This is a genomic window from Solitalea agri, assembly GCF_023914155.1.
GTDB classification, from domain to species: Bacteria; Bacteroidota; Bacteroidia; order Sphingobacteriales; family Sphingobacteriaceae; genus Solitalea; species Solitalea agri.
On the sequence record NZ_JAMWYS010000042.1, the window covers coordinates 61,028 to 74,200 of the forward strand.

General features: G+C 38.7%; 9 protein-coding genes. 7 read left to right on the forward strand and 2 right to left on the reverse strand.

The window, feature by feature from the left end:
- Nucleotides 1-77 precede the first annotated feature (77 nt).
- From topA to NF867_RS12980, 3 genes are all read left to right on the forward strand, one after another.
- Nucleotides 78-2,465: a type I DNA topoisomerase gene (gene topA, locus NF867_RS12970; RefSeq protein WP_252588428.1), complete on the forward strand. Its 2,388-nt coding sequence runs from the start codon at nt 78-80 to the stop codon at nt 2,463-2,465.
- 67 nt (nt 2,466-2,532) lie between these two features.
- Nucleotides 2,533-2,937 carry a hypothetical protein gene (locus tag NF867_RS12975; RefSeq protein ID WP_252588429.1) on the forward strand — a complete coding sequence of 135 codons (405 nt, stop codon included), beginning with the start codon at nt 2,533-2,535 and terminating at the stop codon, nt 2,935-2,937.
- Between the two features lie 130 nt (nt 2,938-3,067).
- Nucleotides 3,068-8,653, forward strand: a complete 5,586-nt coding sequence (locus tag NF867_RS12980) for an alpha-2-macroglobulin family protein (RefSeq protein WP_252588430.1) — start codon at nt 3,068-3,070, stop codon at nt 8,651-8,653.
- 62 nt (nt 8,654-8,715) lie between these two features.
- Here the strand turns inward: NF867_RS12980 and NF867_RS12985 are convergent, their stop codons facing one another.
- Complete coding sequence (locus tag NF867_RS12985; RefSeq protein WP_252588431.1) at nt 8,716-9,105, reverse strand: hypothetical protein; 390 nt, start codon at nt 9,103-9,105, stop codon at nt 8,716-8,718.
- A 335-nt stretch (nt 9,106-9,440) separates the two neighbouring features.
- A complete protein-coding gene (locus tag NF867_RS12990; protein ID WP_252588432.1) occupies nt 9,441-10,064 on the reverse strand; it encodes a c-type cytochrome in 624 nt (207 codons plus the stop codon).
- Nucleotides 10,065-10,293: 229 nt separating this feature from the next.
- Between NF867_RS12990 and NF867_RS12995 the strand changes: the two genes are divergently transcribed.
- The 4 genes from NF867_RS12995 (at nt 10,294) to NF867_RS13010 (ending at nt 13,165) form a co-directional block, all read left to right on the forward strand.
- Nucleotides 10,294-11,763, forward strand: a complete 1,470-nt coding sequence (locus NF867_RS12995; RefSeq protein ID WP_252588433.1) for a rhomboid family intramembrane serine protease — start codon at nt 10,294-10,296, stop codon at nt 11,761-11,763.
- Nucleotides 11,764-11,856: 93 nt separating this feature from the next.
- Nucleotides 11,857-12,084 (forward strand): hypothetical protein, encoded by a 228-nt coding sequence (locus tag NF867_RS13000; RefSeq protein ID WP_252588434.1) that lies wholly within the window; start codon nt 11,857-11,859, stop codon nt 12,082-12,084.
- Between the two features lie 32 nt (nt 12,085-12,116).
- Nucleotides 12,117-12,392, forward strand: a complete 276-nt coding sequence (locus tag NF867_RS13005) for a hypothetical protein (protein ID WP_252588435.1) — start codon at nt 12,117-12,119, stop codon at nt 12,390-12,392.
- Nucleotides 12,393-12,394: 2 nt separating this feature from the next.
- The gene (locus tag NF867_RS13010; RefSeq protein WP_252588436.1) at nt 12,395-13,165 is read left to right on the forward strand and encodes a CPBP family intramembrane glutamic endopeptidase; all 771 of its coding nucleotides are present in this window, start codon (nt 12,395-12,397) and stop codon (nt 13,163-13,165) included.
- Nucleotides 13,166-13,173 lie beyond the last annotated feature (8 nt).

The following is a 13,173-nucleotide window of genomic DNA, read 5'->3' on the forward strand; positions in this document are numbered from 1 at the left end:
ATTGAGAAACAATTCCCTTTTTTATTGTTTGTTGGTATTATAAAGAATTTAGTTTATTTGCGGAAAATTTGTTTTCTATGGCTAAAAATTTGTTGATCGTTGAGTCTCCGGCTAAAGCCAAAACCATTGAAGGATACTTGGGAAGTGAGTTCCTGGTAAAATCCAGCTTTGGTCATATTCGAGATTTGGCAAAAGGTGACGATGCGATTGATGTAAAGAATGACTTTGCTCAGAAATACGAAGTGCCGGATGATAAGCGCGCCGTTGTTTCTGAATTAAAGAAATTAGCCAAGGAAGCCGAAATGGTGTGGTTAGCATCCGATGAGGACCGTGAGGGAGAAGCCATTTCGTGGCATTTATTGCAAACCTTAGGTTTGGATGAAAAGAAAACTAAACGTATTGTTTTTCATGAAATTACCAAGCCAGCTATTTTAAAGGCAATTGAAAACCCACGAGGAATTGATTATGGGCTAGTCCATGCTCAGCAAGCACGTAGGGTGCTCGACCGCTTGGTAGGTTTTGAGTTATCGCCAATTCTTTGGAAAAAAGTAAAGCCTTCGCTGTCGGCAGGACGAGTACAGTCGGTTGCGGTTCGCTTAATTGTGGAACGTGAACGAGAAATAAATCAGTTTAAATACGAGGCTCAGTTTAAAATAACAGCGCAGTTTTCTACAGATGGAAAAAAGGCGAATTTAAAAGCTGAGTTGCCACAACGTTTTAAAACAGCTCAGGAAGGTGAAAAGTTCTTGCAAGATTGTCTGGGTGCTAACTTTAAAGTTAATGGATTGGAAGTTAAGCCTGCAAAACGTTCCCCTGCACCTCCGTTTACCACATCAACCTTACAACAAGAAGCTTCACGTAAGCTAGGCTATTCAGTAAGTCGTACGATGCAAGTGGCTCAACGTTTATACGAAGCCGGTAAGATCACTTATATGCGTACTGATTCGGTTAACCTATCGGATACGGCCTTGCAAGCGGCTGAAAAAGAAATTAATTCAGCCTACGGACAACAATATCATCATCAGCGAAAATATAAAACCAAAACCTCTGGAGCTCAGGAAGCTCACGAGGCCATTCGTCCAACTTATTTTAACGATCACTCGATTGATGGTGAAGCAGCAGAACGTCGTTTGTATGAACTGATCTGGAAGCGCGCTATTGCTTCTCAGATGAGTGATGCAGCATTTGAACGTACGAATGTTAAAATTGGCGTTTCAAGCCGCAGTGAAGAGTTTCAGGCTCAAGGCGAAGTGTTGAAATTTGATGGGTTCCTGAAGGTTTACATGGAATCACATGATGACGAGGATATCAGTGAGGATGAAAACACTTCTATTTTGCCTCCAATGTCAGTTGGGCAATCGCTTGATCTAAAAGAAATGATTGCTGCTGAGCGTTTTTCACGCCCTTCAGCTCGTTATACAGAGGCCAGCTTGGTTAAAAAGCTGGAAGAGTTGGGTATTGGTCGTCCTTCTACATACGCTCCAACCATTTCTACCATTCAAAAACGTGGATATGTGATTAAAGAAGATCGCGAAGGGAAACAGCGTAGCTATCAGCTTTTGGTATTGAGAGATGGTAAGATTGAGAAAAGAGTAGAGAACGAAACCTACGGTAACGAAAAGTCTAAATTATTCCCAAGTGATATTGGGGCTTTGGTTAATGACTTTCTGGTACAGTATTTTGATAAGGTAGTTGATTACAATTTTACCGCAACTGTAGAAAAAGAGTTCGATGAAATTGCCCAGGGAATGAAAGAATGGACGGAAATGATCCGGTCGTTCTACAATCCTTTCCATGAGAATGTAGAAAATACCATAAAAACTGCTGATCGTGTTCGCGCAGATCGTGAGCTTGGAATTGATCCTGAAAGCGGAAAACGTATTTCTGTTCATATTGGTCGCTACGGACCTTATGTTCAGATCGGTGAAAACGACGATGAGAATAAACCTCGTTATGCCAGTTTGAAGGCCGGCCAGATGATCGAAACCATCACCTTTGAAGAGGCATTGGATTTGTTTAAACTTCCTAAAAAAGTAGGTGTTTTTGAAGATAAAGAGATGACGGTTGCTATTGGTCGTTTTGGGCCGTACATTCGTCATAATAATGCATTTTATTCGTTAACGAAAGAAGATGATCCTTTTACGATTGATGAACCACGAGCTGTTGAACTGATCTTGGCTAAAAGGGAAAAGGATGCCAATAAACTGATCAAATCGTTTGACGAAGATGAAACTGTAAAAGTATTGAATGGCCGTTGGGGACCTTATATTGCTTTTGGTAAACAAAACGTTAAGATTCCAAAGGGAACTGATCCTGCTTCATTGACATTTGAACAATGCAAGCAATTAGCAGAACAGGATACCCAAGCTGAAAAAGCAGGAACTAAGAAGAAAGTGCCTGCAAAAGCTGCTGCAGCAAAAAAAGCACCTGCGAAAAAAGCTACAACAAAGAAGTCGGGTAAATAGAAAAAAATATTGTTTGGTCCATGGTCCATTACCTATGGTCCATGGACCTTTTTTATTAAACAAAAAAATGAAAAAAGACCTTCCTCAAAATATAGTTAAAGATGTTGCCATTGTTATTGCCTTGGAAAAGGAATCGGCAGTAAGCAGGGAATGGAATGTTTACCTGTTGAATTTAAATAATAAACCCCTTGAAACCGTTTTGATTAGTTCAAGAGGCTTTGGATTGCATAATGGAAAAGAAGTGAAAACTTCGATTTTACGACATTCGATTGGCGAAATTGGCGGGAAGGATTACGCCAAAGTGGAGGCCATTGACGAGCAAGTTTTTGGACTTACCAATGAGTATTGGTTAAGTTTTTATATGGACGGTGTTTTATTCGATAAGAAGTATATTTTCCTTCCAGAAAGTGTAGTTGAAGATAATTTTATTAAACTTCCGCTGATTGATAAGGTTGGCGTGATGATACAATAAATAAGCAAACTTTTTAATGAAAGGGGTCATTCAGAGATAATCAGAATGACCCTTATTTTTTGAATAATATTTTTCGACAGATGATTAACTGAATGTTTTTTTTATCAACTTTAAAGCACATTCTAATCATATGTTTACAAGCCTTAAAATACATCTAACTACCCGAAAAGCTCTTTTTACCAGCTTAATAGTCATAACCCTTACTGCATTAACCCTTACTTTTTGTAAGAAAAATGCGTTAGAGGAACCCGATGCTGCATACAATGAATTTATTGAGGCATATACTTCCGGAATCGTTTCTAAACAAAGCAATGTACGTATTCAGTTGGCCGCTCAAACAGAAACGGTTCATGAAGCAGACGAGCCTCTCGAAGATGGGTTGTTCTCAATAAACCCGAGTGTAAAAGGTAAAGCCTTTTGGACTGATGCCAGAACCATTGAGTTTAGACCGGAAGAAGATATGAAACCCGATCAGGTTTATCAGGTCTCCTTTAAATTGGGTAAGGTGACAAAGGTGCCACAACAGTATACTGATTTTAAGTTTGGCTTTTCGACCATAAAACCTTCTATCGGTATTGATTATGATGGTTTTCATTCGTTGGATAATTCTTTAGAACAAATGAGTTTTTCGGGAATAGTGTATACTGCTGATGCCGAAGATCCAGAGAAAGTAGAGCAGATGATTTCTGTGGATCTAGCCGGAAACGGAAGAACCGTAAAATGGACTCATGAAAATGCACTACGAACACATCGCTTTACGATTGATAGTTTGCAAAAAACAAATACCCCACAAACATTAGAAGTGCAAACCACCGGTAAACCCTTAGGCTTAAATGATCGGATGGCTTATAAAGCTGTACTTCCTGCTTTAGGTGATTTCACGGTGCTTTCAATTCGCGCTGTAAATGACGCAGAGCAATATGTACTGGTACAGTTTTCTGAACCTGTGGCAATTAATCAGGATTTGGAGGGGCTGATCACCCTTTCGGAGGTTTCTGATTTGCGATACACCATTTCAGGAAGTGAGGTGAAGGTTTTTGCTCCCGAAAAACTGAACGAAAGTTATTCGGTTAGAGTTGCTGAAGGCATAAAAAACATTGCCGATAAAGCGTTACCGCGTCCGATGGCTGCCAATGTTTTCTTCGAGAACAGTTTTCCGTCGGTTGAAATACCTGGTAAAGGAGTGATTATCCCATCGGGTGGAAAGTTGGTAATGCCATTTTATGCTTCCAACCTTAAGGCAGTGGATGTTACCATCATTAAAATCTATGAAAACAATGTTTCGCAATACCTGCAACAAAATGATTTAAATGGTGAATATGATTTGCGGAGAGTGGCGAAGCCGGTTGTGCAAAAAACTATTTATTTAGATACCGACAAGGGCCTTCGGTTGAATAAAAAAAATCGGTTTGCGCTCGATCTTGATAAACTGATCAGAACCGAACCTGGTGCAATTTATCGGATTACTATTGGTTTCCGACGTGAATATTCATTGTTCAATTGTGAGCAGGATAGCACCGAGAATATAGAAGAAGAACGTGAATATTACGGTGATAAGATAGATGAGGATGATGATTTTTGGCGAAGATATGACTCCTATTATCCATATGGTTATCATTGGGACGAACGTCAGGATCCTTGCAAGTTATCCTACTACAATAAAGAACGTTGGGCTGTTAGAAATGTAATAGCATCCAACATGGGTATAATTGCCAAACGAGGCAACGATAATTCAATGTTAGTGGCCATAACCGATTTGCTAACCACCAAGCCAATTGAAAATGCTGAAGTTCAATTGTTAGATTATCAGCGCCAGGTACTGGGTAAAGCTAAAACTGATGGGGATGGCCTTGCAACATTGAATTTGCCTAAGCAGCCGTTTTTATTGGTAGCTAAAAAAGGAGAAGAGCGTGGTTATTTGAAGCTGGATGATGGAAGTTCGTTGCCTGTTAGTAAGTTTAATTTAGGTGGCGATGAAGTGCAGAAAGGAATCAAAGGTTTTATCTATGGAGAACGTGGTGTTTGGCGGCCTGGCGATTCAATTTTTGTGTCATTTATTTTAGAAGATAAAGAGAATAAGCTTCCACAAGGGCATCCGGTAAGTTTTGAACTTTATAATCCGAAGGGTCAGCTTTATAAAAAGGTTGTTCAAACTAAATCGATAAATGGATTTTACACTTTTCCAACTGCTACTGAAGTGAGCTCGCCAACAGGTAACTGGCTGGCGAAGGTAAAAGTTGGAGGTGCTACATTTCAAAAGGTCCTTAGGATTGAAACCATTATGCCTAATCGTTTAAAAATTAACCTTGATTTTGGCAAAAAGGAATTAGTAAGAGGAGAGAATCCTTCAGCCGTTTTAAATGCGAAATGGTTGTTTGGCGGTGTTGCGCATAATTTAAAAGCTAAAGTTGATGTTTCTTTATCAGCGGCTTCTACTTCATTTAAAGGTTTAAGCGATTACAATTTCCAGGATCCGGTAAGTTCTTTCGCAACTGAAAATAAAACTGTTTTCGATGGACAACTGGATGAAAATGGGAATGCCACTGTTAAAGCCAATATTTCAGTCGATAAAACTGCTCCGGGAATGCTAAATGCAAATTTCCTGATCAAGGTGTTTGAACCAGGAGGCAATTTTAGTATCGATAATTTCACATTACCTTATCATGTTTTCAAATCATATGTCGGTATTAAAACACCTGAAGGAGATGAATATTCAGGAATGCTACCAACAGGAAAGAATATTCCCGTTGACATTGCCAACGTGACCACAACCGGGGCATTACTCGGTGGTCAGCGTCAGGTTGAAGTAGAGTTGTTTAAAATTCAATGGAAATGGTGGTGGGACGAAAGCGATGATGATTTCAGCAATTTTACTCAAGATCAGTATAACAAGTTTATATCAAGAGAAGTTGTTTCGTTGCAAAATGGTAAGGGGCAATGGAGCTTAAAAGTAAGTGATGATGATTGGGGCCGGTACCTGGTTCGTATTCGCGATTTAAAAAGCGGGCATGTAACTGGTAAAGTGTTGTATTTGGATAATCCTTACTGGAGCTCAAGATCTGATGGCAACGGAAGTACAGCCGCTACCATGCTTACTTTTACCAGTGATAAAGAAAAGTACAATGTTGGTGATGAGGTGAAACTAACCATTCCTTCGGCACAAGGCGGACGGGCCTTAGTAAGCATTGAATCAGGAAGTAAGGTGGTGAAAACTTATTGGGTTGAAGCAACAAAAGGAGAAACCCAGTTTAAATTTAAAGCTGAAAGCAGCATGTCGCCAAATGTATTCGTAAACGTCACCTTGCTGCAACCTCATTCACAAACGGTCAACGATAAACCGATACGGATGTATGGAGCCATTCCGATTACAATAGAAGACAAAAACAATATTCTTAAACCAATACTTAAAATTCCATCGAGTATAAGACCTGAAAGTGAAGTGAGTTTCGCCGTTTCTGAATCTTCAGGTAAAGAAATGACTTATACAGTTGCTCTTGTGGATGAAGGCTTACTTGATATAACCCGTTTTAAAACACCTAATCCTTATACGGCCTTTTACGCACGCGAGGCTTTAGGCGTGAAAACCTGGGATTTATACGACTATGTACTTGGTGCCTGGGGAGGTGACTTAGAACGCATTTTAAGCATTGGTGGTGATCAAAGTGGTGGAAAAGCAGCTAGCGCAAATCGGGCTAACCGATTTAAACCTGTAGTTAAATTTTTAGGGCCTTTTGTGTTAAAAGCCAATGGTTCAAATACACATAAAATTAAATTGCCTCCGTATGTGGGTTCGGTAAAAGTGATGCTGATCGCAGGACAAAAAGGAGCTTATGGATTTGCAGAACAAGCCATTGCTGTTAAAAAACCTTTGATGCTATTAACTACTTTGCCAAGAGTATTGAGTCCGGGTGAAACATTTAAACTTCCTGTAAGTGTTTTTGCTATGGAGCGAAACATTCGTCAGGCTTCGGTAACCATTCAGGCTAATCCGTTTTTAGAAGTTGTTGGAGCTAATACTAAATCGGTTTCCTTTACTCAACCCGGTGAACAATTGGTGTATTTTGATGTGAGGGTGAAGCAAAATCTGGGTGTGGCCAAAGTAAAAGTAACCGCACAAAGTGGAGCCGAAAAAGCCGATGATAATGTTGAAATTGATGTTCGTAATCCGAATAACACGATAACAAAAGTGCAACAGGCAACACTGATGCCCGGTAAATCGGTAGCCTTGCCTGTACAGATGATTGGAATTGCCGCAGCTGCCAAAGGAACACTGGAAGTTTCGAGCATCCCTCCAATTAATTTGGCCAAAAGATTGACTTATTTGATTCAATACCCGCATGGTTGTGTTGAGCAAACTACTTCTTCGGTATTTCCGCAGTTGGTATTAAACCAGCTAATGGATCTAAGCGATCGTCAAAAAGCGGAGATCGATAGGAATATTAAGGCGTCTATCAATCGATTAAAAGGATTCCAAACAACAGATGGCGGGTTTGGTTACTGGCCAGGAGATTCACAACCCGATGAATGGGGGTCTAATTATGCCGGTCATTTCATACTGGAAGCACAAAAAAAGGGTTATAATGTGCCTTCGGCCATGTTGCTGCAATGGAAGAAGTTTCAAAAGAATAAAGCAGTTTCATGGACTCCATCAACCGATAATTTTTATGGCGGCGATTTGTCTCAAGCTTATCGATTGTATTTATTGGCCTTGTGTAAGGCGCCTGAGATTGGAGCTATGAACCGATTGAAAGGGTTTAAATACCTGTCGAATGAAGCTAAATGGCGCTTGGCATCGGCTTATCAACTGGCCGGACAAGAAGAGGTAGCTAAAGCGATGATCGCTGGTTTAAATACTTCTATTAAAAAGTACAAGCAGTTGGGTGGCACATTCGGTTCCGATTTACGTGATCAGGCGATGATTTTAGAGACTTTATCATTATTGGGAGAACAACAGAAAGCGGCTTCATTGGTTCAAGCGGTTGCCTCAAAATTGTCACAAGATGAGTGGTATAGTACTCAAACAACAGCTTACTCCTTAATTGCTATTGCTCAATATTGTGGCGAGAATGCGGGCTCAAAAATAAGCTACGATTATCAAGCGAATGGAGCAAAGGCTACTGTTAATTCAAATTCAGTTGTTTCACAAGTTAATATAGCCAAAAACGGAACGGTCGCGGTTCAAAATAGAGGTAGCAACATTCTGTACGTTCGTTTAATATTGAGTGGGAAACCACAGGTGGGTGATGCCATTGAGGCTCATGAAAATCCTGATGTATTGAAACTGAATGTGGCTTACAAAACATTGGAAGGTAAAATCATTGACCCATCACGTATAGAACAAGGGACCGATTTTGTAGCTGAAGTTACAGTAACCAATCCCGGTAAGCGAGGGAATTATGAGCAAATTGCATTAACTCAATTATTTCCTTCAGGTTGGCAAATTATCAATACCCGTTTAACCGGCGATGAAAATAGGTTTAATTCTTCACCTTCAACGTATAAAGATATTAAGGACGATCGGGTGAATACTTATTTTAATTTGTATGGTGGTCGTTCTGTAACGTATCATGTTTTGCTTAATGCTTCTTACATTGGTAAATTCTATTTGCCAACCACAAATTGTGAAGCCATGTATGATGCAACCATAAGTGCAGGGACAAATGGACAATGGGTAGAAGTAGTTGGCGCTGGAACACCTGTAGCTAAAAAAGAATAACCACCTCATTTTTTTTTGATAATGAAATAGCCTGTAGCAAAACTACAGGCTATTTTGTTTGATTATTGTGTGCTAAGCATCTTCATTACTTGGTCAGGAGGTACAGGCCCCGGAACCTGATTTTTAACCGGTGGCAATGAATGCAAATAGGCAAAAACGGCTTTTAAGTCTTCGTACCATGGCATTGGAGGTAAAATGGATCGTCCTGTATCCATGCCTAAATGTTTGCCTGTTCTTAAGGTTTTAATGAACACATCTTCAGTCCAGGAACCTATTCCAGTTGTTTCATCCGGGGTAAGGTTGGCGGAAAAAGACATTCCCCATGGCCCGGCGGCAGCGGTTAATTCAGGACCGAACACCACCCAATTGCCTGGTTTGGTCACATCCAAACTAAGAGGGGGAAGGGTACTGCCTTCGCGGTGACCTGATAACAAGCGTGTAGTGTCGATCAAGAGTTCGGTCTTTGTGAAAATTTTTGGGGGTATGACAATCATTACAACTTCCAATGGTAACCAGGTACTTTCCTCGGGAAATCTGTTCTTCTTTGGTCATAGTTCCTGATGTTTCTGATTTTGTCTGGGTGCATTTCACAAAAAATGATGCACATCCAATTAATAAGATTAGGATAATAATGTGCTTAAGGCTTTTGCTGATAGTTTTCATAAATAATCGTTTTAGGTGTGTTAATTAAGTTATAATTCAAACAGACAAAAAGAAGTCGGATTGCATTCTGTCCTCATTTTCCAGCTGTGATTCAAGTTTAAGCCTCCAATGTTGGTAATGTTCTCTACTTTGATAATTTTTTGGTGACTTCTTCTGGAGGAACAGGTCCCGGAACCTGGTTCTTAACAGGAGGCAGCGAACGTAAATACGCATAAATAGCTTTTAAATCGTCATCAGTCATTTGACTGATAAAATTCCATGGCATAGGAGGCAGAATCTTGCGACCACCTTCCTGTCCTAAATGCTTGCCTGTACGTAACGTAGCAATAAAGGCTTCTTCACTCCATGCGCCAATTCCGGTAGTGGTGTCGGGCGTTAAGTTGGCAGTATAAGAGATCCCCCAGGGGCCTGCAAAAGCGGTCATGTCTAAACTCATTAAGGCCCAGTCTCCTTTTTTTGTCAGGGTTGAATCGATCTTTACGTTGATTTTTGATAATTCCCCATCACTAGGGTGCCCGGAAAGCATTCTGGATGTATCAATAATAATTCCTTCATAGGGCGTTGAGAGTTTCGGAGAGTGACAGTAATTGCAGGAGGCGATGGTTACCAGGTATTTACCTCTGTCAATTGAAGGAGAAGAATTTTCTTCTTGCTGTTGATTTTGCTCTTGAGTACCTCCGCCACAGCTTATTAATGATGCTAAAAGTGCAGGTAGTAAAATAACGAGCATTCCGGATCGGGTTTTCATAGCAATGAGTTTGGGTTTATTGAATATAAAGTAGCTTAAATTTACATAATTGAAATATTTATTTCATTGATTTATAGTAGTTTATGTTGTTTGAGGATGTAGAGGTTTCTTATGGATTGTTGGTAGTTAAAGAAGAAACAGGTCAAGAACTGAGGTAATTCTCTTGCAGATATTTGAATTTAAATTACTTTCGCAGCTATTAAAATTACCAAACCCAAAAGAAATTTATATGGCAATAGGATTTACTCCAAAACACATTGACAATTTACCTTTTAATGAATTACTTCCTGAACAGTTTTTAGTAGTTGCCTTAGATGCTGCCAAACAAATGGATTGGCAGGTTGGCTACATCAGCGATACTGGTTTTATTGCGTATACAAACAATGGAGCATTTTCATGGAATGCGGAAGTCAAAATTAAAATTGAGGATGGGCATGCAGAGCTGCAAAGTGCTTCAACAGGCAATGAAATGATTGACTGGGGTAAAAACAAAAAGAATATTAACAAGTTCATTGCTGTTTTTGAAGAGGTAAAGTCAACTTCTAAAAATGAAGATCTACAACTAAAATATGAGGAATTAAGGTCGAGTTTGATTGCTCCTGAAGATGATATTTTGCAATTGCCTCCACCTACAAAAGCTGAACAGATTAAGGGGTTTTTATCCATTTTTAAACCGGTAAAAGGTTTTTTCATTACACCTATTATCATCGATCTGAATATCTCAATTTTCGTTCTAATGGTAATAACAGGAGTAAGCATCATGGAGCCTGATAATGAAAGTTTGATCAGATGGGGTGCTAATTTTCGCCCAATTACATTAGAAGGCCAATGGTGGAGATTGCTAACTAATTGTTTTTTGCATATAGGAATTCTTCACCTCTTAATGAACATGTATGCATTGCTCAATATCGCTGTTTTGTTAGAGCCAATTTTGGGAAGAACCAGGTACCTGGCAGCTTATTTATTAACCGGTATTGTTGCCAGTATGACTAGTTTATGGTGGCATGATTTAACAGTAAGCGCTGGTGCATCGGGAGCTATATTTGGCATGTATGGGGTATTTCTGGCAATGTTAACCACTGATATTATTGAAAAAACCACGCGCAAGACATTACTATCAAGTATTACTGTTTTTGTTGCTTTTAATTTGATCTACGGTCTCAAGGGAGGAATTGATAATGCAGCTCATATTGGTGGTCTAATCAGCGGTTTAGTTGTTGGTTATGCATTTATACCAAGCCTTAAAAGACCGGCTGAAAATAAGTTTAAATATAGTTCAATTGGATTGTTATCACTTCTGATTTTAGTTTCTTCGTTTGCTGTGTATCAAAAACTGCCGAATGATATTGCTAAATACGAGGCAAAAATGAAGGAGTTTGCTGCCATGGAAGAGGTTGCTTTAGAAGTTTATCATTTACCTAACGATTCTCCTAAAGAGAAATTCCTAAACACAATAAGTGAAAAGGGAATAGTCAACTGGAAAAAAAGCATCAAACTAATTGATGATATTGAAAAGCTTGACCTGCCAGATGAAATTCGTAAAAAAGATAAGGACTTAAAAAAATATTGCCAGTTGAGATTGCAATGCTATGAATTACTTTATAAAGCCATCGATGAAGATACTGATCAATATAAAAATCAGCTTGCCGATTATAACGCCCAAATTGAAGCTATTATCAATGAACTTGGAACGAAGTAAACATGCCGGAAAAACTTGTTAAATATATCTAAAGATTAATTTATCTTTTTTCTTATACTAGCGTTTTTAATTATTAGTTACTATTTATTTTTTATGGAAAATTTATCCGTTATTGACAAACCTATTGAAACGAAATGCCCTTCTTGTTCAATGATTCCAAATGAAACTGATGCTTTCTGTCAGCAATGTGGTTATCCACTTAAAGGAACCGAAATGGAGCAAAAAACATTCATGATCGACAAAGAGTATAAACATGTTGAGCTCGATGAACTGAATGAAGCGACAAAAAATCAAAAAATACTTTATGGATATTGTCAGTAATATTCTTGGTGTCTGGAATTGTTGCGTATTTCATGAATAAGGAAGAAGGCCTAGCATTACTAATAGTTAATGGAGTTATGGCTGTTCTTTTTGTAGGATTAGGCTTTTGGTGTAACAAGCGACCAGCTTCCGCTATTATTGCAGGCATGGCATTATATGGTTTTGTTCAATTAATTAATGCAATTGATAACCCATTAACTATTGTCCAAGGTGTTATATGGAAAATAGTAATTATTGGAGCAATGGTTCGAGGCTTAAAAGCTGCATTCAGAGCTGAAAAAATTAAAAAAGAACTTTCAATTGATTAATAATGGAGGAACAGGGAATAACCGAGGAGGAAGTGCAAATTAAACCTTGCTCACAGTGTGAGGTTGCAATTCCGGTTAGTTCGAAGTTTTGTGGAACATGTGGGGCTTTACAAACAGAGGGGTATAGCATTGATGAAGAAGAACGGCTTCGAGGAGTGAAGCAAGTTGGGTTTTTCTACACCATCGAATTTATCATTTGTTTGGTCGTAAAGTTTTCCGAGCTATTCAGAGATCTGTTCTCGTTAATTTTAATAGACTCTTTTATGGCTATTGTATCCATTGTTTTTTATGCACAAAATTGGATTGACAATAAACAGCTGCTTCGTTTTACTAATTTCTCAGTTCTTAAAGTTTTCAAATACATAGGTTTAACTATATGTTTTTCCCTACTGGTTAACATTTCAATGAGCTGGATAAATCGGAGTTTATTTGATGGTGATAATTATTACTCATTATTCTTTGATAATTATAAATACTCAAAGATTCTGATGTTCTTTTTTGTCGCTTTAACCCCAGCATTGTTTGAAGAACTTGCGTATAGAGGATTTGTTTTACAAGGTTTATTGAATGTGATGGATAAATGGCAAGCTATCTTTTTAACATCATTTTTATTTGCCCTGATTCATTTGAGTCCGATTAGTATGGTTTGGTTACTTCCCTTCGCACTTTGGCTGGGTTATATCCGAACTAAAGAAAATACCTTATGGTATGGTATTATCATTCATTTTTTCTTTAATGCAACAGCGTGTACTTATGAACTCCTAACTTTATAAAAGTCAGC

Coding starts and splice junctions, on each gene's coding strand:
- topA (WP_252588428.1), top strand. CDS start 78: ATGGCTAAAAATTTGTTGATCGTTGAGTCTCCGGCTAAAGCCAAAACC.
- NF867_RS12975 (WP_252588429.1), top strand. CDS start 2,533: ATGAAAAAAGACCTTCCTCAAAATATAGTTAAAGATGTTGCCATTGTT.
- NF867_RS12980 (WP_252588430.1), top strand. CDS start 3,068: ATGTTTACAAGCCTTAAAATACATCTAACTACCCGAAAAGCTCTTTTT.
- NF867_RS12990 (WP_252588432.1), bottom strand. CDS start 10,064: ATGAAAACCCGATCCGGAATGCTCGTTATTTTACTACCTGCACTTTTA.
- NF867_RS12995 (WP_252588433.1), top strand. CDS start 10,294: ATGGCAATAGGATTTACTCCAAAACACATTGACAATTTACCTTTTAAT.
- NF867_RS13000 (WP_252588434.1), top strand. CDS start 11,857: ATGGAAAATTTATCCGTTATTGACAAACCTATTGAAACGAAATGCCCT.
- NF867_RS13005 (WP_252588435.1), top strand. CDS start 12,117: ATGAATAAGGAAGAAGGCCTAGCATTACTAATAGTTAATGGAGTTATG.
- NF867_RS13010 (WP_252588436.1), top strand. CDS start 12,395: ATGGAGGAACAGGGAATAACCGAGGAGGAAGTGCAAATTAAACCTTGC.